The 23,862-nt window shown below is 71.0% G+C and carries 21 protein-coding genes; 5 read left to right on the top strand and 16 right to left on the bottom strand.

Going from position 1 to position 23,862, the window contains the following annotated elements; genetic code table 11:
• Window positions 1-6 precede the first annotated feature (6 nt).
• The 6 genes from OHT77_RS02400 to OHT77_RS02375 form a co-directional block, all read right to left on the bottom strand.
• Window positions 7-615, bottom strand: a complete 609-nt coding sequence (locus OHT77_RS02400) for a GNAT family N-acetyltransferase (protein ID WP_328826243.1) — start codon at window positions 613-615, stop codon at window positions 7-9.
• Window positions 616-854: 239 nt separating this feature from the next.
• Window positions 855-1,205, bottom strand: a complete 351-nt coding sequence (locus OHT77_RS02395) for a nuclear transport factor 2 family protein (protein WP_328826242.1) — start codon at window positions 1,203-1,205, stop codon at window positions 855-857.
• Between the two features lie 67 nt (window positions 1,206-1,272).
• On the bottom strand, window positions 1,273-2,208 hold the full coding sequence (locus OHT77_RS02390) for a 2,3-dihydroxyphenylpropionate 1,2-dioxygenase (RefSeq protein ID WP_328826241.1): 936 nt from the start codon (window positions 2,206-2,208) through the stop codon (window positions 1,273-1,275).
• Window positions 2,205-3,083: an alpha/beta fold hydrolase gene (locus OHT77_RS02385; RefSeq protein ID WP_328826240.1), complete on the bottom strand. Its 879-nt coding sequence runs from the start codon at window positions 3,081-3,083 to the stop codon at window positions 2,205-2,207. The genes OHT77_RS02390 and OHT77_RS02385 overlap by 4 nt, the downstream gene beginning before the upstream one ends.
• Window positions 3,080-3,583, bottom strand: coding sequence for a cupin domain-containing protein (locus OHT77_RS02380; RefSeq protein ID WP_328826239.1), 504 nt, complete (start codon window positions 3,581-3,583; stop codon window positions 3,080-3,082). The genes OHT77_RS02385 and OHT77_RS02380 overlap by 4 nt, the downstream gene beginning before the upstream one ends.
• A complete protein-coding gene (locus OHT77_RS02375) occupies window positions 3,583-4,368 on the bottom strand; it encodes an SDR family oxidoreductase (protein WP_328826238.1) in 786 nt (261 codons plus the stop codon). The genes OHT77_RS02380 and OHT77_RS02375 overlap by 1 nt, the downstream gene beginning before the upstream one ends.
• A gap of 133 nt (window positions 4,369-4,501) precedes the next feature.
• Between OHT77_RS02375 and OHT77_RS02370 the strand changes: the two genes are divergently transcribed.
• The 3 genes from OHT77_RS02370 to OHT77_RS02360 all read left to right on the top strand — a co-directional run bounded on the left by OHT77_RS02370 (window position 4,502) and on the right by OHT77_RS02360 (window position 7,466).
• Window positions 4,502-5,287, top strand: a complete 786-nt coding sequence (locus tag OHT77_RS02370; protein ID WP_328826237.1) for an IclR family transcriptional regulator — start codon at window positions 4,502-4,504, stop codon at window positions 5,285-5,287.
• A gap of 117 nt (window positions 5,288-5,404) precedes the next feature.
• Window positions 5,405-5,869 (top strand): cupin domain-containing protein, encoded by a 465-nt coding sequence (locus tag OHT77_RS02365; protein ID WP_328826236.1) that lies wholly within the window; start codon window positions 5,405-5,407, stop codon window positions 5,867-5,869.
• Between the two features lies 1 nt (window position 5,870).
• Window positions 5,871-7,466, top strand: coding sequence for a flavin-containing monooxygenase (locus OHT77_RS02360; protein WP_328826235.1), 1,596 nt, complete (start codon window positions 5,871-5,873; stop codon window positions 7,464-7,466).
• A gap of 122 nt (window positions 7,467-7,588) precedes the next feature.
• Here OHT77_RS02360 and OHT77_RS02355 read toward each other — a convergent pair whose 3' ends face one another.
• The 5 genes from OHT77_RS02355 to OHT77_RS02335 form a co-directional block, all read right to left on the bottom strand.
• The gene (locus tag OHT77_RS02355; RefSeq protein WP_328834125.1) at window positions 7,589-10,804 is read right to left on the bottom strand and encodes a TIM-barrel domain-containing protein; all 3,216 of its coding nucleotides are present in this window, start codon (window positions 10,802-10,804) and stop codon (window positions 7,589-7,591) included.
• 345 nt (window positions 10,805-11,149) lie between these two features.
• On the bottom strand, window positions 11,150-11,470 hold the full coding sequence (locus tag OHT77_RS02350; protein ID WP_328834124.1) for a hypothetical protein: 321 nt from the start codon (window positions 11,468-11,470) through the stop codon (window positions 11,150-11,152).
• A gap of 106 nt (window positions 11,471-11,576) precedes the next feature.
• Window positions 11,577-12,806, bottom strand: coding sequence for a PP2C family protein-serine/threonine phosphatase (locus tag OHT77_RS02345; protein WP_328826234.1), 1,230 nt, complete (start codon window positions 12,804-12,806; stop codon window positions 11,577-11,579).
• A 197-nt stretch (window positions 12,807-13,003) separates the two neighbouring features.
• Window positions 13,004-13,429 carry a hypothetical protein gene (locus tag OHT77_RS02340; protein ID WP_328826233.1) on the bottom strand — a complete coding sequence of 142 codons (426 nt, stop codon included), beginning with the start codon at window positions 13,427-13,429 and terminating at the stop codon, window positions 13,004-13,006.
• Window positions 13,430-13,522: 93 nt separating this feature from the next.
• Window positions 13,523-14,743 carry a low temperature requirement protein A gene (locus OHT77_RS02335; RefSeq protein WP_328826232.1) on the bottom strand — a complete coding sequence of 407 codons (1,221 nt, stop codon included), beginning with the start codon at window positions 14,741-14,743 and terminating at the stop codon, window positions 13,523-13,525.
• A gap of 186 nt (window positions 14,744-14,929) precedes the next feature.
• Here OHT77_RS02335 and OHT77_RS02330 point away from each other — a divergent pair, with 186 nt between their 5' ends.
• On the top strand, window positions 14,930-16,903 hold the full coding sequence (locus OHT77_RS02330; RefSeq protein WP_328826231.1) for a hypothetical protein: 1,974 nt from the start codon (window positions 14,930-14,932) through the stop codon (window positions 16,901-16,903).
• A gap of 57 nt (window positions 16,904-16,960) precedes the next feature.
• Here OHT77_RS02330 and OHT77_RS02325 read toward each other — a convergent pair whose 3' ends face one another.
• Window positions 16,961-17,977 (bottom strand): LacI family DNA-binding transcriptional regulator, encoded by a 1,017-nt coding sequence (locus OHT77_RS02325; protein WP_328826230.1) that lies wholly within the window; start codon window positions 17,975-17,977, stop codon window positions 16,961-16,963.
• A 494-nt stretch (window positions 17,978-18,471) separates the two neighbouring features.
• On the opposite strand from OHT77_RS02325, the gene OHT77_RS02320 reads away from it, so the two are divergent.
• Window positions 18,472-19,050 (top strand): cysteine dioxygenase, encoded by a 579-nt coding sequence (locus tag OHT77_RS02320; RefSeq protein ID WP_328826229.1) that lies wholly within the window; start codon window positions 18,472-18,474, stop codon window positions 19,048-19,050.
• Between the two features lie 18 nt (window positions 19,051-19,068).
• On the opposite strand, the gene OHT77_RS02315 is transcribed toward OHT77_RS02320, so the two are convergent.
• The 4 genes from OHT77_RS02315 to OHT77_RS02300 all read right to left on the bottom strand — a co-directional run bounded on the left by OHT77_RS02315 (window position 19,069) and on the right by OHT77_RS02300 (window position 23,820).
• Window positions 19,069-20,520: a glycoside hydrolase family 43 protein gene (locus OHT77_RS02315; RefSeq protein WP_328826227.1), complete on the bottom strand. Its 1,452-nt coding sequence runs from the start codon at window positions 20,518-20,520 to the stop codon at window positions 19,069-19,071.
• 63 nt (window positions 20,521-20,583) lie between these two features.
• Entirely contained in the window at window positions 20,584-21,531 is a 948-nt protein-coding gene (locus OHT77_RS02310) for a carbohydrate ABC transporter permease (protein ID WP_328826225.1), read from the bottom strand.
• Between the two features lies 1 nt (window position 21,532).
• A complete protein-coding gene (locus OHT77_RS02305; protein ID WP_328826224.1) occupies window positions 21,533-22,438 on the bottom strand; it encodes a carbohydrate ABC transporter permease in 906 nt (301 codons plus the stop codon).
• A 35-nt stretch (window positions 22,439-22,473) separates the two neighbouring features.
• A complete protein-coding gene (locus tag OHT77_RS02300) occupies window positions 22,474-23,820 on the bottom strand; it encodes an extracellular solute-binding protein (protein WP_328826223.1) in 1,347 nt (448 codons plus the stop codon).
• Window positions 23,821-23,862 lie beyond the last annotated feature (42 nt).

Below are 23,862 nucleotides of genomic sequence, written 5' to 3'. Positions count from 1 at the left end.
CAGGGATCATGAACCGTGCGCCGCGCCGACACCACAATGTGAGGTTCGGTCCTGCACATGCTGGTACCAGCATGTGTCGACTTCGCGTCCGTCGCCCAGGGTGAAGCGTGCCGGTCCTGTCGCGGGGGTGAAGCCGACTGTCGTGAGTGCTCCTCGAGAGGCGGAGTTCGTGGGTTCGGCGCCTGCTCGTACGACCTTGAGTCCGAGATGCCGGTGGCCGAGCTGGACGGCAGCGCGGAACAGTTCGACGCCCAGTCCCTGCCGGCGGTAGCCCGGGGCCAGCCAGCCGCCGATCTCGCCGGATTCCAGCCTCACGTTCGTCGCGCCCGCGTATGTGCCGTCCGCCAGGTGGACGGCCGTCAGCCGAACGATGCCGTCGGAGGGGTTCTCGAGCTTCCTCATCATCGTCAAGCGGTCGCGGGTCTCGAACCATGACAGGTCGTCATCCGCGCGCATGGACAACAGGATCTCTCGCGTGTCCTCGTGCTGCACCAACTCATCGGCCCTGGACCCCAGCCACCGTTGTGCCTCGGCATCGGAAGCAGCCGCTGCGGGGGCAAGGACATCCAGACCGATGAGCGGGGTGTAGAGCAGCAACCGCTCGCTGCGCAGCACATGCCGACCCGCACCGCACTTACCGCGAACAGGTGGATGAAGTGGTCTCGCCGGTCGGCGGAACAGTGATTGCCACATGGTGCCCCGCCCCTGGTCGGAAGAGTGCTGAGGTGCTGTTCAGCACCGCGCGACGGCCGAATATAGCGCGCCTCCGCAGAGCGCCGGGAGCCTGGGGCGACCCGGGATCGCACCTACCGGACCCGAGCGCTCACCGAGGCGGCGATGACCGCTGTCCGGCCCTACGCGACCGGCTCCAGGTAGAAGTCCGCCTGCGCGGCGAGGTCGCCGACGGTGCGTGCGACGACCACGCCCCGCACCAGGAAGGGCGTGCCGTCGACGGCCGTCCCGGTCATCTCCCACTCGCTCCATACGACCTCGCCGTCCTCGACGGACCTCAGGACGCGCGCCTCGATGTCCGGCACCCGGGCGAAGAGACCGGTCCAGTTCGCGCGGACGACGTCCCGGCCCACGAAACCGCGTGCCGGGTGGGTCGGCATGTCACAGCGGTAGTCCTCCGTGAAGCAGGCGACGAGTGCCTCGATGTCGTGGGCCGAGATCGCCTTCTGGAGGTGGTCGAGGAACGCGGTCACACGGATTCCTTCCGTTCGAGCGGGATTCAAGCGGTGTTCGGGCAGGACAACAGCCGTCCCTGGCAGGTCAGTTAACCTCGAACGTCGCTCCGATGCCCATGCCGGTGATCCATTCCGGTACGGGCTCGTACGCGGTCCACACCAGGGGCGCCCGGACCGCCGCCTGCCCGATCAGCCAGGTGCGGATCTCGTGGCCGCCGCTGCCCGCCTGCTCCTCAAGGCCGGCGTCGCCGAGGGCCGCGACCGGCTCGGACTCCCCGGTGCCCAGCTGTTTGAGGAACCAGCGGTCCCACGCGCTGTTGACGTGCGCGTGCGGGTCGCCGCCCATCGCCCGGACCCGTGGCTCGCGCGCCGCCGCGAACGCGCGGGCGTCCTCGCGGCCGTGGATCACCGAGTGCCGGCGCTCCTCGGCCATCGCCGGGTCGCGCGGGTCGTTGCTGGGTAGCCAGTGCGACAGCCCGCCGCTCGCAACGACCAGCACCCGGTCGGCGCCCCCGCTGCCGCGCAGGGCGTCGCCGAGCGCGCGGCCGTAGGCGATGCAGCGTTCCATCGTGGGCAGCGGGGGCGCGGCGGTGTTGACGACGAGCGGGACCATCGGGATGTCGGTGCCGCCGCAGACCATCTCGTAGCTCTGGACGAGTCCGTGGTCGACGGTCAGCGAGTACGACAGCGACAGGTCGAAGCCCGCGCGGGTGAGGCCGTCGTAGGCGGACCAGGCCAGGTCGCGGGCGACGGGCAGTGGGCCCGGCCGGCTGCCGAAGTCGCCGAATCCCACGGCGTGTTCGACGCCGATGAGGAACGGCGGCATCGCGTCGTAGAAGTTCGCGTGGAAGTGGTCGGGGCCGATCACCACGACCGCGTCGGGCGCGAGCCGCGCGACCGTCCGGGAGAGCCGGGCCGCCTCGGCGAGGAACCGGCCGCCGGGCTGTTCGGGGCCGCCGGGCGGCAGCAGGGTCGCGAACGGGGAGTGGGACATGGCGACCAGGCCGATGATCTCGCTCATACCGGGTCCTTGCCGAGCAGGAGGAAGTCGCGGTGGGCGCGCAGGAATTGGGCGGGCTTCTCCCACTGCGGCCAGTGGCCGGCGTCCTCGATGACGTGCAGGCGGGCGTCGGGCAGCCAGCTCTGGAGCATGGCCGCTTCGTCGAGTCCGCCGGTCGGGTCGTGGTCGGTCCACAGGAGGAGGGTGGGCGCGGTGATCCGGCCGACCCACTCCGGATCCCACGCGAACTCCTTGCGGATCTCGGGGTCTTGGAGCACCAGCGTGTTCTCGATCGCGCGCAGGAAGCCGGGGCGGCCGTAGACAGCGCGTCGTAGATTCACCAACTCGTCGGTGACCATGGAGGTGTCGTGGAAGAGGAACTCGACGCGGCGGCGCACGGTTTCGTCGCTCGGGTCCCGGACGGCGGCCAGGGTGCTGTCGCGCATCCGGACCATCACCTCCGGCTTGTTGGCGATGTTCCCGGGGGTGTTGAGCACGAGCCGCTCGACGCGCTCGGGGTGGTACGCCGCCGTCCAGGCGGTCACCCAGCCGCCGAGCGACTCACCGGACAGATGCGCCGAGCCGATCCCCAACTCGTCCATCAGGCCCAGGAGATGGGCGGACAGTACGTCGATCGTGTACGGCCGGTCCGGCAGGTCGGACCAGCCGTGGCCGACCATGTCGTAGGCGGTGACACGGAAGTCGGCGGCAAGCCCTGCGATGTCCCGGGCGTACGCCTCCAGATGGCCACCGGTGCCGTGCAGCAGGACCAGGTCGGGGCCGGACCCCGCGCGCAGCACCCGGGTGCGGACGCCGGCGACGTCGACGAAGCTCAACTCGTGCGGTACGTCGGAGAGTTCGCCCCAGATGCCGATGTGGGCGGGCAACGGGCTCATGCGTGCTCCTCCTTGAAGCGTGCGCGGGCCTCGGCGACCGTGACCAGGCCCGCGCTCTGCCGCCGTCCGACGCCCAGCAGGTTCAGCAGACGGGAGTTCTCGATGGTGAGGAACTCGACCGGCTCGGTCGGTGAGTCGTTGTAGTGGCGGTGCCAGGTCCAGGGCGGGGTGTAGATGAAGTCGCCGGTGGCCCAGGGTTCGGTGTCGTCCTCGATCTCGCTGTGGCCGCTGCCGCTGATGACGAAGTGCACCGTCTCGTGGTGGTGGCGCTGCATGTCCGAGCTGAGGCCCGCCGGGATCGTCTGGCGGAAGAGTTCGAAGGTGGCCGTCGGCAGCAGTCCGGCGATCGCCAGCACCGTCGGGTTGTGCACCTGGTCGGCCGGGAGCGGCGCGAGCTCGTCGGCGTGCACGACGACCGGCCTCGCCTCGCCGGGCCGCACCGTGCCCTGGATCGAGCCGAGGAAGTCGGCCATGGTGAAGCGGGGTCCCGATGCCGTCATCAGATCGTCTCCGTCCGTCCGCCGTCGACCGTGAGTACGGTCCCGTTGATGTATGCCGCGTCGTCCGAGGCCAGGAACGCCACGGCCGCCGCGATCTCCGCCGGGCGCGCGGCGCGTCCGGCCGGGATGTGCGCGAGATCCCGCGCGTCGATCTCGTCGAGGTCGAGGTGTGCGGCGTGGGCCCGGTTGGCCAGGATCTGTGTGCGCCGCTCGGTCGAAGTGGCGCCCGGGGCAACGCAGTTGACGGTCACGCCGTGGGCCGCGTACTCGCGGGAGAGCAACTTGGCCGCGGCCGTCACCGCGGAGCGCAGCACCACGGACGCGGCCAGGTCCGGCTGCGGCTGGCGTACCGCGGTGGACGTCACGAACACCACGCGTCCGAAGCCCCGCTTCGCCATGCCGGGCAGCGCCAGCCGCGCCAGGCGGAGCGGGCCGAGCAGGAGCAGTTCGGACGCCTCCCGCCAGTGGGTGTCGTCCAGGTCGAGGATTCCGCCGGGGGGAGGACCGCCCGCGCTGAGCACGAGGACGTCGAGGCCGCCGTAGCGCTGCTCGACCTCTTCCATCGCCGCCGAAGCTGAGGCAGGGTCTGCCATGTCGCTGACCAGGGCGTGCACTTCGCGCGGCGCGCCGTCCCCCAGGGTGTCGCCGCCGAGCCGTGCGGCCGCCGTTTCGAGGGTGTCGGCGTGGCGGCCGGTGATCACCACCCGGTCGCCCGCACCCGCCAGGCGCTCCGCTATCGCGTGGCCGATCCCGCTCGCGCCGCCGCCGACCAATGCTGTCCGCATGATGCTGGCATCCTCCTGAGTCCGCCCGCTGTCCGTCGGCAGAGGGCCGGAGGGAGCGACAGCCGCGGCCGCGCGCCCCCCTTGTACGGCGGCCGGGTTGTCCGTCGGTCGGGGCAGCCTTAGCGTGACCGGCATGACCCCCGGTGAACAAGGGACGGGTCCCACTGCGCGGGACGGCACGGGCGAGACCAGGGGTCTCGAACGCGCGGCGGCGATCCTCGGCGCCTTCGACGCGGCCCACCGCGAACTGACCCTCTCCGCACTCGTCGCCCGCTGCGGACTGCCCCGCTCGACCACGCACCGCACCGCCGAGCGCATGATCCGGCTCGGCTGGCTGGACAAACCCAAGGGCCACTACCGGATCGGCAACCGGCTGTTCGAGATCGCGAGCCTGGCGCCGATCCGGCTCGAACTGCGCGAGGCCGTGCTGCCCTATCTGCAGGACCTGCACAGCGCGACCAGGACCACCGTGCAGCTCGGCGTCCTGGAGGGCGCGCAGATCCTGGTCGTCGAGAAGATCACCGGCCACCGCCCCATGCCGATGCTCTCCCAGGTCGGCGGAATCATCCCGGCGTACTGCTCGGCGCTGGGCCGGGCCATCCTCGCCTACAGCGAGACCGCGACCATCGACGCCGTACTCGACGCCGGACTGCCGGCGCGCACCCCGCGCACGCTGACCAGCAAGGAAGCCGTGATCCGCGAGCTGACCGCCGTGCCGGCCAGGGGCTGGGCGGTCGAGCGCGAGGAGGGCAACATCGGCGTGAGCTGCGTCGCCGCGCCGATCTTCGGCCCGTCCGGCGAGGTCGCCGCGGCCCTGTCCGTCACCGGGCCCACGGCCCTGGTCCGCGCCGACCGGGCCGGGCCCGCCGTACGGCTCGCCGCCGCCGCTGCCTCGCGCGCCTACAGCGCCCGGCGGTGAAATCGTCCCACCGGGTGGGACGTCTGATTGCGCTACGACCGCGCCGAACCGACGCTGAGCGCAGCGGACCAGCGCCGCGGCCGGCCCGGCCGCGGTGGCGACCGGAAGGAGACGACGGTGACTCTAGGCGGTGGCTACATGCTGCCCTCCCGCGCAGGACACCAGATCGCGGCGATCGGGCTGGGCATCACCCTCAAGGCGGACGGTGCGGCGACGCGCGACGCGTATTCGCTGTTCGAGTACACGGTCCCGCCCAAGACCGACGGGCCGCCGCCGCATCTGCACACCCGGGAGGACGAGTCCTTCATCTGCCTGGCAGGACGGCTCGACGTGCACCTCGGCGGCGAGGACTTCGTCCTCGAACACGGCGACTACCTCTACCTGCCGCGCGATGTGGTCCACGCCTTCCGCAACCCCTACCAGGAGGAGTCGCGCGTCATCTCCGTCGTCTCGCCCGCCGGCCTGGAGGCCTACTACCAGACGCTCGCTGACATGCCGCCGGGCCCGAAGGACATCGGCCTGATGAAGAAGATCATGGTCGACTTCGGCATCGAGCTCCAACTGCCGCCCGAGGTCGCCTGAGATGAGGATCGCCATCATCGGCGCCGGTGTCGCGGGCCTGGTCACCGCGAAGGTGCTCACCCAGGCCGGACACCGCACGGACGTGTTCGACAAGACCCCGGACGTCGGCGGCGTCTGGAGCCGCACCCGCCGCTACCCGGGCGTCACCACCCAGAGCCCGAAGGCGCAGTACTCCTTCTCCGACTTCCCCATGCCCGCCCACTTCCCGGAGTGGCCCGACGGCGCCCAGATCCAGTCCTACCTCACCGACTACACCGCGCACTTCGACCTCGAACCCACCCTGCGTCTCAACACCGAGGTGACCGCGGCCAGTCCGACCACCGAGGGCACCTGGAGCGTCGAGTGCCGCGACGCGAAAGGCACCCGCACCACACAGGTCTACGACCGTCTCGTCGTCGCCAACGGAGTGTTCTGCGAGCCCGCCGTACCGGCCTTCGACGGCCTCGCGGAGTTCACCGCGGCCGGCGGACAGGTGTGCGCGGGCACGGAGTTCCACGACGCCGAGCAGGCGCGCGACCGCAACGTCCTCGTCGTCGGCTACGGCAAGTCGGCCTGTGACGTCGCCGTACCGATCAGTGCCGTCGCCGCTCGTACCGACGTGATCGCACGCCAGCTCCTGTGGAAGGTCCCGCGGAAGATCGGCGGCCGGCTCAACTTCAAGATGCTGCTGCTCACCCGGCTCGGCGAGGGCCTGTTCCGCTACATCCGGCCCCGGGGCTTCGAACGTTTCCTGCACGGCCCCGGCAACGGCCTGCGCCGCCGGATGATCAACTCCATCGGCACCGTGTCGATACGCCAACTCGGCCTGAAGCGGCTCGATCTGGTGCCCGAGGGGGCGATGGAGGACATCGTGCGCGGCGCCATCGGGCTCGCGACCGAGGGCTTCTTCGAGGCCGTCACGGCGGGTGCCATCACCGTCCGCCGCGACCGCGTCATCGAGCAACTCCTCGTCGTGGACGGCGAACCCGCCGCCCGCCTGTCCGACGGCACCGTCCTGCCCGCGGGCCTGGTGGTCTGCGCCACCGGCTTCACCCAGGGCGTCCCGTTCCTGCCGGAGAAGGTCCGCGAGCAACTGCTCGACGAGCGCGGCAACTTCATGCTCTACCGCCAGATCCTGCCCCTCGGGATCCCCGGCCTGTACTTCAACGGCTACAACTCCTCCTTCTTCAGCCCCCTCAACGCCGAACTCGCCGCCCTGTGGATCGCCGCCGACCTCGCGGGCGCGGTGACGACCCCCGACACCGAGACGATGACCCGGGCGGTCGTCGACCAACTGGCCTTCATGGACAGCGCCACCGACACGCACCACTGTCGCGGCACCAAGATCATCCCGTTCTCCATGCACAACGCGGATGAAGTGCTCGGCGACCTCGGCCTCACCATCAACCCACTGATCCGCGCGGCCCATTGGCTCGGCCCGGTCGATCCGGCCGCGTACCGACGACTGACCCCCACGCTGCTGAAGCGCCTGGCGCCGGGTGAGCCCGGAGGACCCGATCGGCCAAGTCCCCTTCCCGGGCCGGGGAGTTCGGACTCGGCTTCGGGGCGCGGGGACACGGCGCCGGAGAGCCTGACGGGAACCTCAACGCAGGTCTGAGACCGGGCAGTTGAGCAGGTCGGGCACGTCCGCTGTGCGAACGATGTCGAACCCCGGCGCGAGACGGCCTCGCCGGGGTTCGACGCCTTGCCCACTGGGCTAAGGGAGGTGGTTCGGATCGGTCAGCCGCACGTCACGGTGATCGGCGTGCGGGCGCTCCGCGCCGGGAGCGTGACGGTCAGGGTGTGGGTTGTACTGTCGAAGTGGTAGGCGTGGGAGGACAGTTGGGCCCCGCCCACTCGGACGGTGCCCGGTGTGGTGACGCCGAGGAGGGAGACCGTCCACTGCCGGTTGCGGATCTGGCCGTGGAAGGTTCCCGTCGGCGGGGTGATCGTCACCGTGTGGCGGGTGCCGTTCTCCCGGTAGCGGATCTTCGTGACGGCGCTGTGGCCGCGCCCGGTGCCGGTGGTCCCGTCGTCCTCGTAGAGGCTGGAGGAGCCGGATGCGCCGGCGGCGACGCTGAGCGTGACCTTGGTCAGCGGGGCCTTGTCGTTGCTGGTGACGTTGTTCGTGCGGGTCGGGATGGCAGCGCCCGCTCGGACGAACACCGGCATGGTGTCGAGGCCGTTGGTGATGTTCTGGGTGGTGCCGCCGGCGTAGGTCTTCCCGGTGAAGTAGTCGGTCCACTGGCTGCCGGGCGGGAACCACACCGAGGTCGTCGTCGTGGTGCCGGGTGTGGTGACGGGGGCGACGAGCATGTCGGGTCCGTAGAAGTACTCGCTGTCCGAAGTGGCGTACGCCTGGGGCTCGTCGGGGTACTGCAGGTACATCGGGCGGGTGACCGGGACACCTGTGGTGTTGGCCTGCTGGGCGAGCGAGTAGGTGTAAGGCACCAGGTTCTCGCGGAGGTTGAGGAACTTGTCGGCGGAGGCGCGGGCCGCCGTGCCGTACTGCCAGGGCAGCCGGTCGCTGTGGTTGCTGTGCAGCCGGTCGATGGGCTGGAAGGTGCCGAGCTGGACCCAGCGGGCGTACATGTCGTCGGGGAGTTTGCGTGTGGTGTGGGTCGTGCCGTCGGCGGTGTAGGTCTCCGAACCGGTGAGGTTCGTCGTGTCGTTGTGGCCGCCGATGTCATGGCTGATGGCGGACATCCCGGTGGCGGCGGCCTCGCCCGGCGTGTAGCCGACCTCGGCCTTCAGGGTGCCCCAGGTGGAGGACGTGTCGCCGGTGAAGTGGACGGTGGTGCGCTTGTCGGCCCACGGACCGGTGGGCAGACCCTGCTGGCCGCTGTAACCGCCCGCCTGGAGCGAGCCGTAGGCACGGGAGACGGCGAAGCCGCGGCCGATGGTCTTGTCCGCGTCCGTGGCGTACTGCTGGTTGATCCACGCGTCGGGCGTCACACCGGGCAGCGAGGACTGGGAGTCGTCGCAGCACCAGTCCAGCCACCAGAAGTCGTTGCCCTGCTGGTCCATGGTCTGGTGCAGGTCCATGTACGCCTTGAGCTGGTCGGGGTCGCCCCAGTCGAAGGTGTAGCAGTCACCGGCACCGCTGCTCGCGGCCGACGCGCAACCACCCTTGTGCAGCTTGCCCTTGGCGGTCGCCTGGGCCTGCGCGAACTGCGGGTCGCTGCTCAGGATGCTCGGGTGGATGTTGAGCGTGTTGTGCAGCCCCTGGGACGCGGCCCAGTCGAAGAACCCCTTCGGATCGGGGAACTTGGACTGGTCGATCTCCCAACCGCTCCACGTGTTGGGCGACTTGAAGTCCGTGTCGGTGACGAGGACGTCGAGCGGCACGCCTTCGGAGCGGAACGCGGGCAGGATCCGGTTCTCGTAGTCGGCGGCGGTGCGGTCGATGTACTCCGAGTACCAGACGCCGTAGGCCCATTGGGGAAGCAGCTCGGGCGGTCCGGTGAGCGTCGCCAGGTCGGTCAGGGCCCGCTGGTAGTCGTGTCCGTAGCCGAAGACGTATCCGTCCTGGTACGGCGCTCCGCCGCGTGCGGGGCGCTGGGTGACCTTGTGGGTGGCGGTGTCGTACAGGGCGGAGGCGGTGTCGTCGAGGAGGTACCAGCCGTCCTTGTAGAGCAGGCCGGGTGTGGTGGCCGGAGCGCCGTTGTCGCCGTTGACTCCGTCGAGGCTGCGACGGTAGCCACCGAGCGCCAAGTGGGGTTGCGGGGCTGGGGAGTTGGAGGCGGTGACGGAGACCGTGTCGAGGTTGATGTGGCAACTCGCCGCGTCCGGGCAGCCGATCGCGATGTCGTTCGCTCCGGCCTTCAGGGTGACCGGGACGGAGGCGGTGCTCCAGGTGTTCCAGTCGGCGGTGACGGGCAGGGTGAGTGTCCGCGTGGTGCCGCCGGAGGACACCGTGGCCGTACGGGTCTGGTACTGCCCGTCGCGGCCGGTCGCGTTGGCGTAGCGGACCTGCAACGCGTAGGTGCCGTCGGCCGGTACGCCGACGACGTGGGTCGACACGCCTGCGCCCTGGTTGAGTTCGGCGAGGAAGCCGCTGCCGGAGTAGCCGGTGTGGTCGGTGGCGACCGCCGCGGTGCCGGAGGCGCGATCAGCTTCGGCCTCGCAGTTCACGCCGTACCCGCAACTCGTGATCGCGGTGGTGGAGGTGGCCGGGAAACCGCCGCCCTGATTCACCAGGGCGACACTGTCGAGATTGACGTCGCCGGAGTCGGCGGCGGTCCTCGTCAGCGTCAACGTGTGCTGCCCGGCGCCGAGTTGGACCGCGCTGCTCGCGAGACCCCAGGTGTCCCAGTTGGCGGTGGTCGGCAGGCTGAGGGTCCGGCTCGCGCCACCGTCAACCGAGAGGGTGAGGGTGCGGGCGGTGTTCTGACCGTCTCCGCCCACGGAGTTGGCGTAGCGCGCGTCGAAGGTGTAGGTCCCCGCGGCGGTCACATTGACGTCGGCGGACACGGAGTCGCCCGTGCCCTCGAAGCCTGCGAGGAATCCGGACCCGGTGTAGCCCGTGTGGTCGGAGGCGACGCCGATCCCGCTGTGGGCGAGTTGCTCGGCCTCGCACAGGGCGCCCAGACCGCATGTGAGCCGGTGCCAGGGGTTGGCGTCGACCGCGGCCGTGCCGGCCGAGAGGTGCACGGAGAGGTTCTGCGCGTCGAACGGCCCTGAGTTCACCTGGTACTTGAGGGTGAGCGCGCTCGTGGTGATGGTCAGCCAGCCGTTGGACGTGCTCGAGGTGTACGGGGGCGGCGTGAACGCGGTGCGGCCGATCGCGTTGAACGTCGCGCTGTCGGTGAACTTCCCGTCCTGCGCGTACTCCGTGCGGATCAGGGTCGGGGACAGGACCTGGAAGCGTGCGTTGCCCGAAGTCACCGACGCGGCACGGTGGTTCGCCGCCGCGTGCGCCGAGGCTTCGCCGGTTCCGGTTCCGGTCACGAGCATCGCGGCCAGGGTGCTGAGGAGGGCGAGGACCGTGACGCGTCTTCGCGGTAGGCGGGTGAGGTGTGTCGCCGATGGTCTTCTCACGGACGGCTCCGTCCTGGAAGTGGGGCCACGTGGGCCCGTGGTGGAGGTGTGCCGGTTCCCGATCGCGCCCGGTGGAATCTGCCGCCGGGCGACATCGTTGTCAAGAGTTCCGGCGTCCTCGACTGTCAGGTCCGGGACGGGTTCCGGCGTCGGCGAGCCCGTTCTGCCCAACTGGTTCCGGTTTCGGGGCCGCCGACCTTCGTCAACTGGGCGAGGACGTCGAAGTATTCGACGTGGAGCATTCACCGCGACGCCCGATGGTCACGCGGTGTCGGAGCCGTCGAGGATGCGCAGCAGCACGTCGGCCTCGGCGCGGAGCCGTGCGGCTCGGTGGGCGTGCGCGGGAGCGGTCAACTGCGCCGCGGCGTCCAGTCGTTCGTCGGCCTCGGCCTGCACCATCTCGACCACACGGTGCTCGCTCAGCTCACGCCGGGCCACGTCGGTCGCGCCGGCCCCCGTCGGCGACTGCTCAAGTGCCGATCCGTGCGGCTCGGCCCCCTCCACGGACACCGCCTCGGCGTTGTCGAGCGCGGCAAGTGCTGTGCGTAGGGCGCTCACCGCGGCCTTGTCACGTGCGCGCATCGCTTCGGGGAGCGCGCGACGCATGCGAAGACGTAGAGACATGCGGGCGACCCTACGGCGGCGGCACATGATCCACAACGAGATATGCGGATCACCGGGGCCGCCGTCACAGACGCAGGACGACCAGGGCCGTGTCGTCGGTGTTGCCCTCGGCCGGGAGCAGGTCGGCCAGCAGCGCGTCGGCCAGCGACTCGGGGTCCGCGTGCCGGTGGTGGACGAGGGAGTCGGCGAGTCGGGCCAGGCCGCGGTCGATGTCCTCCGTGCGCCGTTCGATCAGCCCGTCGGTGTACAGCACGAGGGTGGCGCCCTCTGCGAAGGGGACGCTCGTCTCGGGTCGGCCGACATGCTCGGGCCTGGCGCCCAGCGGCGGGTCGGTGGCCCGGTCGAGGAAGGTCACCGTGCCGTCGGGGGCCAGCAGTGCCGGGGGAGGGTGGCCCGCGCAGCTGTAGGTGATGGTGTGGTCGTCCCAGTCGATGAACGTCGTCACCGCGGTGGCCGACTCGGCGCCCTCGACGAAACGGGCGTACAGGCCGAGGGCCTCTAGGGCGGAGCCCGGCCCGTCGGCGACCCGGCAGGCCGCGCTCAGGGCACTGCGCAGCTGACCCATGGCGCAGGCGGCCGCCAGACCGTGCCCGACGACGTCACCGACGGCGACCGCCATCCCGCCGTCCGGCAGGTCGACCAGGTCGTACCAGTCGCCGCAGACGTTCAGGGCGTCCAGGGCGGGCTGGTAGCGGACGGCCGCCCGGTGGTGGCCGACAGGCCGCGGCGGGGGCAGCATCGCCGCCTGCAGGGTCAGGGCCACCTCGCGCTCATGGGCGTGTGCCTTGCGCAGCCGCTCGTTGACCTCCTGCAGCTCGCGTGCCCGGGTGTACAGCTCGGCCTCCAGCACCCGGGCCCGTCTGTCGTCGACCCGGCCGCCGAAGGCCCGGACGAACTCGGTGACCTCTTCCACCCGGTGGATGATCAGCGTCGCTTTTCCGTCGGTGCCGAGCACGGGTGCGTTGACCGGGCTCCAGAAGTGCTCCACCCATCGGCCGGGACGCAGCGGGTCCTCGATGTCGTAGCGGAGCAGGGCCATCGTGTCGCGCTCGCCGGTGGTCGCCGCGCGCAGCATCGACTCCCGGGTCTCGCGCATGCCTGCCGCCGCCGGGTCGCCCGGGTTCTCGGGGAAGACGTCGAAGATGTAGCGGCCGATCAGTTCCTCGCGGGTGCGTCCCGACAGGCGCTCGAAGTCCTCGTTGGCGTCGATGTACACCAGCTCGGGGGTGAGCAGGGCCACCATGCCGGGCAGGGCTCGGAAGACCGCCGCGTGGTCGATCTCCGGATCCTGCATGGCCTGCCCGCTTCGCCGCCGAGGGTCACTGTCTGGTTCCACGATAGGAGGGATCCGGACACGAAGCCCGGAAACAGCTCTTTTCGGTTCGATGAGCAGCGGCGATACGGTCAGGCCTCACCCGACCGAGTGGCCTGCTCGGGGAAGCCGCCCTGGAAGGCCCGATGATGGTACGGCCCGGTGAACGGCCGTTCCAGTCATGGGCCGGTCTCCGTCGAGCCGCCGACCTCCGTGGTGACCCGGCGATAGGCGGCCCGCGCGTGGCGGAGGCGGCCCAGGGCCGTGCCCACCAGGGCGGCGGTGCACAGGCAGGCGAGCCAGAACGCGTCGCGGTGGCCCGCCCAGGTGAGGGTGCCGGCGGGCGGCACGGCGAAGCCGTTGAGGAAGAGCCAGCACAGCACCGCGGTACCGGGCGCAGCCACGAAGCGGGCGCACAGGCCGAGCAGCACGGAGAACAGCGACAACGCGGCCAGGGCGGGCGACGGCCGGCCCGGCCCGACCAGGGCGTTGAGCAGCGCCACCAGCGCCAACGCTCCACCGGATGCCGCGGCCCAGACCAGCGGCGTGGCCACGGGCGACGGGACGGGCCGTGCTCCGGTACGGACAGGCACCCAATCGATCATGTCCGGGGCTCCTTCTGCTCGTCCCGCCTCTCCTGGCGACGGGTTGGTCAGCCTGCCCGAGTCCGCGCCCCCGGTACAACCCGGCCCCTTGGCTCAACTCCCGCTCTCCACCGCCTGCTTCGACGATTTCGTCGACCGGTGTTCGTAGCGGATCGGCCACAGGGCGATCAGGACGAGCAGCCAGACCACGGTCACGGTGCGGAGGTGCGCGCCGAACAGAGCCAGCAGCAGGGGCAGTACGCAGCAGGGGAGGGCCACGCACAGCAGCCACCGCCGTTCCCGCCCGGCCCGGCCCAGCCAGGCGAGTCCGCTCAGCAGGAAGTACCCGGCCAGAGCCGAGCAGAGCAGCCACCGGGTGGCGTCCGGCAGCGTCTCCAGGTGCTCGGCCGCGGCTCCCAGTCCGGCGGCCAGCGCGGCGAGGCAGCCGGACACGAAGCAGTGCAGGGGCAGCGCCGCACGGGCGGGCAACACCCCTGCCGCCAGGTGCGGCACGCCCGCGTATCCGTGCCGGAACGACAGCGACCACAGGGTGGCCAGCAGGAAGAATGCCGCGATGGCGAGCATGTACAACTTGGTGTCCCACTCCGCCTCGGACGTGGCTCCGACCACTTGGGCGACCCCCTCGCCCAGCACGATGATGACGAAGAGGCCGAGGCGCTCGCTCAGGTGCTCCGTCTGCGACCGTGCGAACGACGGGCTCCCTGCGGAGTCGCGCCGGGAGGGACGGTCGCCGCGGCGCTCCCGTGCCTCCTGGTGCTCGACGATGTCGCGTGCCGAGACCGCGAACGTGACGTAGAGATCGAGGGCCATGCCGAGCGCCCAGAGCCAGTAGCGCGTCGGGCTGTGCGTCCAGAGGGAGACGGTCCACGGGATCACGCCGAGCGACATCTGAGCGGCCGGCCAGTCGACGAGGATCTGACGACGGTGCTGCCAGGCGCGGCTCGCCAGCGCCCGGATCAACACGTAGGCGAGGGCGAACACCCGGGCGTGCCGGTCGTCCCCCTCGTGCACCCCCGCAACCGCCGCCGCCATGACGGCCATGCCGAACATCGCGGCGAGCACCGTACGGATGTGGGTGTTCTCGTAGGCCACGTTCGCGTAGAGGGTGAAGCAGATCCAGGCCGTCCAGAAGGCCAGGAACAGCAGCGCGTACAGACCCAGGTCGGCGAGGTCCGGGACGCCGTGCAGCAGGTGCGCGATCTGCGCCACGCCCGCCACGGCGACCAGGTCGAAGAACAGTTCCAGCCAACTGGCGTGCCGGTTCTCCTCGGAGGTGGGCTGCGGGGCCGGTGCGGTGGTGTCGTCGTCGCTCACCGCATCACTTTGCCCGATCACCGAACCGGTCGTCGACGCACCCGGGCCGGACCGGGTGTTGCTCAGCCGGCCGGACCGGTCCGGGCCGAGGTCGCGTTCCGTGACAGGTAACGGTGACCTGTCCGGCATTCACTCGTTTGACCTAACACCATCTCGCCACATCCCTCCCGGAAAGCGTCCCGTTCCATGCATCTTCGCTCGCTCCGGCCCGATGCCGGCGGAGCCAGGTCCCGGGTTCGGCAGGCCGAATCCGTCCTCGTCGAGCAGTACGGCGACCTGGTCCGCCTGGCGCACCTCGTCCTGCCCGCCTCGCTGGGCCGGCACCAGCGGGTCCTCGTGGCGCACTCCCTCGTCCAGCGCGCGCTCCGCCGCGCACGAGCGGCGCACAGCGCACCCGCCGTCCCCTCGCCGCGCGAGGAGTCAGGCGGTGGGGACACCGTCGAGCGACGCCTCCTGGTGGAAGTGCTGCGCGCCGCGCTGACCTACGGCAGGCGGCCGCGGATGTGGCCCGCGGGATGGGTTCACCCGGGCGCCCTGCGCCCCCGGCTGCCGTTGGTCTGGGGGTTGCGGCTGTTCCCGCGTTCGGGCGGGGTGGACGAACTCGCCCTGGCGCAACGGCTGTCCGCGGCCCCCGCCGCGGCCCGCGCGGCGTTCCTGCTGCGTACCGTCCACGGTCTCTCCGACGACACCGTCCATGACCTGCTGGAGGCGGCGGACGCGTCGGACGTGCCCGCCGCCCTGCGCACCGCGGGCATCCTGGAGGAGGAGTCGCGCAGGTCGCCCGCCGCGCTCCTCGCGTCGCAGGAGTTCGACGCCTGCGCCCTCCAGGCCGGCCCCACCGATCTGCTGCGCCGCACCAGACGGGCCCGCCTGGTCCTGGGAGTGGCCGCACTCGGTCTGGTCACGGCGGTCACCCTGGCCGTGGCCGACGACGGCACGACACACCGGACGGCTTCCCAAGTGCCCACGGCCCACGGCGTCCCGGGCACGGCGGACCTGGTGCGCACGTCCGCCGGGACGTGGGACAACACCTCGCGGGTCGACTTCACCGCATGGCCCGCCCGCGGCTCCCGCGCACACGACCGGAGCCTCCTCGACCGCGCCCTGTCCGCATGGACCCACCCGCGCTCCCGCATCGGCCTCGCCCCCGCCACCACCGCGACCCCGCCGACCACCGCACCCCAACTGCTCTACGCCGGCAACGTCGACGACCGTGCGGTGGTGCTGCTCTACGACGGCCAGCGCATCGCCCGCTACACCGAGACCCGTTCCGCCGCGCGCGACCCGGAGTTGAGCGTCGCCCGTGCCGACGACGCGGACGTCACCACAGCGGCGGCGGTCACCCTCACACCCTCAGGGGGCACAGCCCGCTATCTGCTGGCCCCCTGGGTCGCCGAGGCACAGACCCGCGACCTGCTGCACCCCGACGTCCTCGCCCGTGCCCTGCACGTCTCGAAGGACGGCGTCACGGACCCGGTGCCGACGATCCCCGCCTCGGAGCACTGCGACAGCCGCCCGGTCCTGCAACTGCGCTCCTCGGAACGCATCGCCGAACACCACGCCTTCCTGCTCGCCCCCGTGGGCGACCTGTCCCCGGTCCACCTCACCTACACCCCGCTGCCCGGGCACGGCACACCGCCTGCCCGCGCGCCCCGTGAGGCCACCGGCCCGCAGGCGCTGCTGGCCTGGGCCCACCAGGCCTGCTCCCTGCCGTCCCTGCGCGACACCGGCGTACGCGCCGTCAACAACTGGGACTTCGCCGAACAGGACCTGCCCGACGGAGGCGGCCACGCCGTGTGGACCTGCGCCCGCGCCGACACCTGGCGCGGCTCCGGCGACGTCACGGTGTCCTTCCGCACGAGTCGGTACGCGCCCGCCGAACCCGCCCGGACGGTCGCCCGGGCCCACGCGACCGCGGCGTGCAGCCGGTTCGGGCAGCACATCGTGGCCGCGAGCGGCTGGCGGTCCCCCAAGGGCCACTGGTACGCGCTGGCCGCAGGCAGCCGCGCGGTGACACGTCTTTCGGTGAGCGGAGACGTGACGGTCACGAAGCAGGCCCGCACCCTCGCCGCGCCCGCCGCCCACAAACCGCGCGTCACCGTCCGGGCCCATCTCTCCACCGGAGAGGATCTGGACGCCGTCGGCACACCCGGAACCTGACCTCAGGCGGGCACCGGGCCGGTTCACCATCTGCCGGTCCGGCCGCGGAGCGTGGCCCTACCGGCCTGCGGTCCTCGGCGGAGCGACCGAACCACGGGGCTTAGCCTCCGGGGCCAGCACCTTGCGACGGCTGAGCTTGTCCTCGTCGATCGCTTTGACCGTGCGCTTGACCACCAGGTCGACCAGGAGGTCCGCGGGCCACCGGTAACTGGACAGGGGCGGCGTCAGGAGCCGCGACAGCGGGTGGTCGTCGAAGCCCATGACGGAGACGTCGTCGGGCACGTCGAGCCCCAACTCCCGCGCCCCGGCGTAGACGCCGTAGGCCATCGAGTCGGCCAGGCACAGGAAGGCGGTCGGCGGGTTCGCGGAACTCAGCACGGTCCGCGCCACCGCGGTCGCGCCGTCCAGGTCGTGCGGGGAGGGGTGCAGGGTGACGTCCAGCCCGAGCCGCTGCGCGACCTGATGGGCGATCGCCTCGGCGGGACGGTCGGGCGTGGTGGGCCGACTCGGCGTCATGACGGCGATCCTCCGGTGCCCGCAGTCGACGAGTCGCTGGAGGGCGTCGGTGACCCCGGCCTCGTTGTCGAAGACGACCTCCGCCGCGGTGGCCGCCCCGGGCAACCCGTCGCCGATGGACGTCAGTACGGTCCGCCGGGCGACCTCTTTCCAGTGGGCGGCGGCCGGGTCGACCGGCAGCACGATCAGCGCGTCCACCCGCTGGTCGGCCAGCTGGGAGGCGAGCGTCGCCTCCAGCTCGGGGTCGTTGGAGGCGTCGACGATCAGGGCGTGCCGACCGACGCCGAGAAACCTGCGGCCCAGGGCGGCGGCGATGTCCTGCTGCCACACATCGGCGAGCGAACCGCACAGCACCCCGACGTATCCCGTGCGGCCGGAGGCCAGGGCCCGGGCGATCGGGTCGGCCTGGTAACCGAGCCGGTCGGCCACCTCGCGGACACGCCGTTGGGTCTCGGGGGGTACCTGAAGTCCGCGCAGCGCGTACGACACCGCGGCGGCGGAGAGCCCGGTCTCCTCCGCGATGTCGCGCAGGGTGATCCGCCGCGGCTGTTTTGGCACTTCGTCAGTGTAACGACCGCATGAACCGGGGAGCCGCTCCTGCGGCCCGGGGAGGGCGGGAGGCCTCCGGGCGAGCATTGACATCGGCTCAGCTTAAGCGCTTCACTGTATCGCATCACTGAACCGCTTAAGTAAGGAGACGGCGGTGCGAACACGGTACGACCGACCTTCGCCGACCCCTGTGCCCGGAAGCCCTCGTCGAGCGGTCGAGAATCCGCCCGCACCCGCCTCGCGCCGACGCCGGGATGTCGTACCTGCCGGGTGAACCGCCCTTCTGGGCAAGGCCGGAGGACATCGAGCGGCTGCGACGAGCCCGCCCGGACCCCGGCCCGCGACGATCGCCGGTACGGCCGCCGGGCGCAGGACGCGGTCACTCACGCCTGCGCGTCGCCGCCCTGGTCCTCCGCCGTCCCGCCCCACGCCGAACCCGGCGCGGCGGCGACACCCGACGTACGCGTCAGCAATCCACGCCACCCGCTCGAAGGAGTACGACCGTGACCGCACCGCTTCCGTCCCACGACCTCGACACGGCCGCCGCCCGCGACGCCGAGCCGTGGCACCACGTACGCGCGGCCGTCACGCTCGACGCGCTCCCGGGCCGCGACCTCGACAAGCGGGAACTGCTGGAGCTGGCCTCGTCGATAGCGGCGGACCCCGACACCTGGCGCGAGCACGTCGCCTACGACGACGACAACCGGCACTACGTCTCGCTGTACCGGGACGCCCACGTCGATGTCTGGGTGCTGTGCTGGACGCCCCGCAACGACACCGGCTGGCACGATCACGATGTGTCGTCCGGTGCCGTGGCGGTGGCCGAGGGAGCGCTCGTCGAACACAACCTGGCCGTCGGGGTGCCGAGCCTGGCGACCGAGGTTCCGGCCGGCCAGGTCTTCTGTTTCGGCCCGGACCACATCCACCGGCTCACCGGGCGCGACGCGGGCAGCGTGTCGATCCACACGTATTCGCCGCCGCTGTGGCGGATGGGGCAGTACACGGTCGCGCGCAACGGGATCCTTCGGCGCACCGCGGTCTCCTACGCCGACGAACTGCGTCCCCTGGACGACATGATCTGACGCGCTTCCGGTGGTCGGTCAGTCGGTGTACACCTCGGCCCGGTCCACGCTCACGAACGAGGCCGTCGCCTGGGCGTTGTGCTCGCCCGTCACCCGGATTCGCAGGGTGTGCCGGCCGGGGGCGAGTCTCGGGCTGACGTACTGGACGGTCTCGCCGGTGCGGATCGCCCCGTAGAAGTCGACCCGGGTCTCCGTCCCGCCGTCGACGCTGAGGGCGGCGATGCCGTTGCCGGTGTCGCGTACCGACAGCAGTGCGATCCGGGTGCCGGTGAAGGTGAAGGTCGCCGTGTTGCCTGCCTGGTCGCTCCAGTGGTCGTCGCCCCAGAAGCACTGCGTTCCGCACCCCGTGCCGGAGTTCCAGGTCCCGGTGTAGGCGAGGGTGCCGTCCGCGCTGGAGCGGCCGTCGTCGTTGATCCAGTGGTTGCCCGAACCGGGGTCTCCGGAAGGCAGGTTCTGGGTGGCGCCCATGGCGAGCGGGGTGCCCAGGTTCGGGCTGCCGTCGGCGTTCCAGCCGATCTTCTGGGCCCGGCTGGTGCGGTCGGTGTAGGTGTACTGGGACGTCGACTTCGCGTGGTAGACCATCCAGTCCTCCGTGCCGTCCGGGGACTTGAAGAAGGCGTGGTGGCCGGGGCCGTAGACCCCCACCGCGTCATTGCGCGAGAACACCGCCCCGCCACGCTGCTGCCAGTTGGACGCCACCAGCGGGTCAGCGCCGTCGGCCAGCGACATCATCCACAGCTGGTAGTCGGGCTTTCCGGTGTCGCACGTCGAATACGTCATCCACGTACGGCCGTTGCGGTTCAGGAACTCCGGTCCCTCGCGCACCTCCGCGCAGCCGCCCGCCGCGTCGATCGCGACCGCGTTGCCGGAGACGGTGTACGGGTTTGACAGGGGCGCGATGTTCAGGCCGTTGTGCTGGTAGGCGTTGATGCCGCTGTAGGCGAGGTACAGGCGGCCGTTGTGGGTGAAGACGCTGGGGTCGATCGCGAAGTCGTTGGTGTGGTTGGGCGGGATCAGCGCCGACTTGAAGTGGTACGGGCCGGTGGGGGAGTCGGCGTCGGACTCCAGGACGTAGACGCGGTGGTGGTCGTCAACGCCGTCGTCAGCCGTGTAGTAGAGGTACCAGCGGTTGCCGAAGCGGTAGAACTCCGACGCCCAGATGTTCTGGTTGCGGGAGGAGTTGGTATCGGTCCAGACGGTGACCGGGTCCGACTCCAGGAGGGTGGCCAGGGACGCCGAGCGCCACATGCGGATGCTGCCGCCCTGGGTCGTGGTCATGTAGTACGAGCCGTTCCAGTACGTCAGGTACGGGTCGGGCCCGGTGTTCAGCGGGTTGCGGAACGTCGTGCTGGTGACGGCCGCGGCCTGGGGCGCCGCGGTCGACGTGGGCGTGGAGACGAGCGAGAACACCACGGCCAGCAGCAGGGCGACCAGCGCCGCCGTGCGTGCCGTGCGGGGGGACGAACTCATGTGCGGCTCCAACGATCGTGGTGGATGACCGGGTTGGTCGCGCCTTTCAGGAAGGGGGCCGGCTCACTGGCCGCCGAGACCCGTCGTGGCGACGGACTTGACGATGTGCCGCTGGAAGAACAGGAAGACGACCACCAGCGGCAGTGCGGCCAGCACGGCCGACGCCATGGACTGCGCGTACTGGACGCCGTAGGCGTCCTTCACCGACGTGATGCCGACGGGCAGGGTCATCAGGTCGGGGTCCGAGGTGGAGACGAAGGGCCACAGGAAGTTGTTCCAGGCCCCGATGAACACGAAGATCGCCACCGCCGACAGCATCGGACGGGACAGCGGCAGCAGCACGGACCAGAAGATCCGGATGTGCCCCGCGCCGTCGATGCGGGCCGCCTCCTCCAACTCCCTCGGCAGGGAGTCGAAGTGCTTCTTCAGGATGAACACCATGACCGGTGCCACCGTCTGCGGGAGGATCACCGCCGCGTAGGTGTCGAGCAGGTTCAGCGTCAGCATCTGCTGGAACCACGGCACGATCAGCATCTGCGGTGGTACGAGGACGGCCGCCACCGTGATCGTGAACAGCCATCTGCGGCCGGTGAACCGGGTCCGGGAGAAGGCGTAGCCGGCCATCGCGGACACCGCGACCGTGATCACCGTGACGACGGCCGCGACCAGGAAGCTGTTGAACATCCACAGCGGCAGCTCGCCGCGGTCCCACACACTGCGGAACCCGGACAGGGTGAACCCGTGCTTCGGCCACAGCCAGTGCACCGGATCGCTCGCGTCCTGCTCGGACTTGAACGCCGTCAGCAGACCCCAGGCCATCGGCAGCAGCCACAGCAGCGCCAGGACGGTCAGCACCGTGAACGTGAGCGTTCGGGCGGTGCGGCTCTCGCCGAGGGAGAGATGGGTACGGCGGGCCTCGGCGCGGTACCGGCGGGCCGCCACCTCGCGGATGACCGGCGAGCGGGGCGTGGACTTGGGCCGGGGGGCGGGCAGTTCGGTGGTGGAGGTCATGTCACTTCTCCCGGCGGCGGAGGGCGGCGTACTGCGCCGCGGAGGCGAGGATGACGAGGGCGAAGAACACGTAGCTGATCGCCGAGGCGTAGCCGAGCCGGTAACCGGTGAAGCCGACGTCGTACATGTACTCGATGACCGGGCGGGTGGAGTTGTCCGGACCGCCCTTGGTCAGCAGGTAGATCTGGTCGAAGACCTTCAGCGAGGCCAGGATCTGCAGCACGGTGACGACCACCGTGATCCGGCTGAGCTGCGGCAGCGTGATGGAGAACAGCCGCCGCCAGGCGCCCGCGCCGTCGATCGCCGCCGCCTCGTACAGGTGGTCCGGCACCGACTGGAGGGCCGCCAGGTACAGCAGGAAGTTGAAGCCGACCGTCCACCACAGGGTGGTCAGCACGATCGCCCACATCGCGACCGACTTGTCGCTCAGCCAGGCCACCGAGTCGAGGCCCACCGCGTTCAACAGCTGGTTGTACAGGCCGAGATCGCCCTGGAAGAGCCAGACCCACAGCAGGCTCACCACGCCGACGGGCAACAGATACGGCGCGAAGAACGCCAGCCGCCACACCCACTGGCCGGGCAGCCCGGTGTGGACCAGCAGGGCCATGCCGAGCGCCACGACGACCAGCGGGACGGTCGACAGCACGGTGAACCACACCGTGTGGCCGAGCGCCCGCCACATCTCGGCGTCCCGCAGCGCCTCGGAGAAGTTGTCCAGGCCGACGAAGCTCGGCGCGTGGGCCGACAGCGAGGTGTCGGTGAAGCTCATCCAGAGTCCCTGGGCGAGCGGCCAGACCATGAAGAGGGCGAAGAGGATCAGGAAGGGGAGGGCGAACAGCAGGCCGGGGGAGAGGATCCGGCGCGCCGTGAGCGTCCCGGTCCGGGACGGGGGGAGAGGAGAGGACATCGTTGTGCCTCCTGCGCGGATGGTTCGCGGCCGGATCAGGCCGGGCTGGGCTTGGAGAGGAAGGTGTTGAGACGCCGGGTCATCGCGCGGGCCGCGCGGTCCGGGCTGGTGTCACCGAGCAGGGCCTGCTGGAGGACCTGGCACATGGCGTTCTGGAAGTCGGAGCCCGCCCCGGCGAACCACACCGACGGGTCGAGTACGACATGACCGGCGGCCTGGGCGTAGTGCGCCTGCGGCCGGAGTGCCGCGTAGGCGGCGGTCCGGGTCACCGGCTGGAACGCGGGAATGTGCCCCGCGGTGGCCCAGATCTGACCGGCCTTCAGCAGCGCGGCCACCGCCCGGTGGGTACGCCGGCGGTGCTCCTCGTCCGGGTGGTCCCGGTGAGGGAGGACGAAGGAGTGCGAGTCGGCGTAGACGGCCGGGGTGCCGAACACGGTCGGGAACGGCGCCGCGCCGACGTTCTTGTCGCCCGCGCGGAACGTGCCGAGCTCCCACTCGCCGGAGAGGATCATCGCCGTCTGGTTGTTGACGAAGGAGGCGATGGCGGACGCGTAGTCGAGGCTCTTCGGGTTCACCTTGCCGTCGACCACCTTGGCCATGAAGGCGATGACCTCGGCCATCCGGTCCTCGTCCACCTCGGCCGGTCCGCCCGCGGGCAGGTCGAACCGGCCGCCGGTCTGCCGGTACAGGCCGTAGAACAGCCGCCAGCACTGCGCGGTGTCGGTGACGTAGCCGAACGCGATGCCCTGCTTGCCGGACGCCTTGGCCAGTTCCTTCCCCGCGGCCAGGAAGCCGGCCGGGGAGGAGAACGCGTCCGCGTCCAGCGTGCCGTCGGCGGTCAGCAGGCCCGCCTTCTTCGCCGGTTCCTGGTGGTAGAAGACGATGAAGGGGTGGGTGTCCAGCGGGACGGCGTAGGTGTGGCCGTCGAACTGGGTGCGGGACCACACCGCGTCCGCGAAGTCGTTCCGGGTGATGCCGTACTCGGCCAGTACGTCCATGTCCCACGGGTCCAGCAGTCCGGTGGGCGCGTACCCGGCGAGCCGGGACATGTGCGAGACGGCGACATCGGGGCCGCGACCGCCGGCGGAGGCCATGGCGAGCTTGGTGTAGTACGGGGTGCCCCACTCCAGGACGGTGCGCTCGATGTGCGTGCCCGGCATGTCGGGCCGCGCCTTGGCCACCATCTCGTTGAGGAGACCGCCGTCGGCTCCGCTGAACAGGTCCCACAGACGGACCGTCGACCCGTCGTCGGCCGCGAGGGCCGAGCCGCAGCCGCTGAGCGCCCCGGCGCCGAGAGCCGCGGCGCCGGCGGCGAGTGCCGTCGTCAGGACACGGCGTCTGGTCGGTCCGCGGGGCGGGACCTGGGCGGGAGTGCCGGTCATGTGCTTCCTTCCCGGTGGGCGGCGACGCGGTGGACACTGCGG

Source organism: Streptomyces sp. NBC_00252, from assembly GCF_036187565.1.
Taxonomy (GTDB): domain Bacteria; phylum Actinomycetota; class Actinomycetes; order Streptomycetales; family Streptomycetaceae; genus Streptomyces.
The sequence above is the reverse complement of the archived record's forward strand: the minus strand, read 5'-3'. Positions and strand labels throughout refer to the sequence as shown.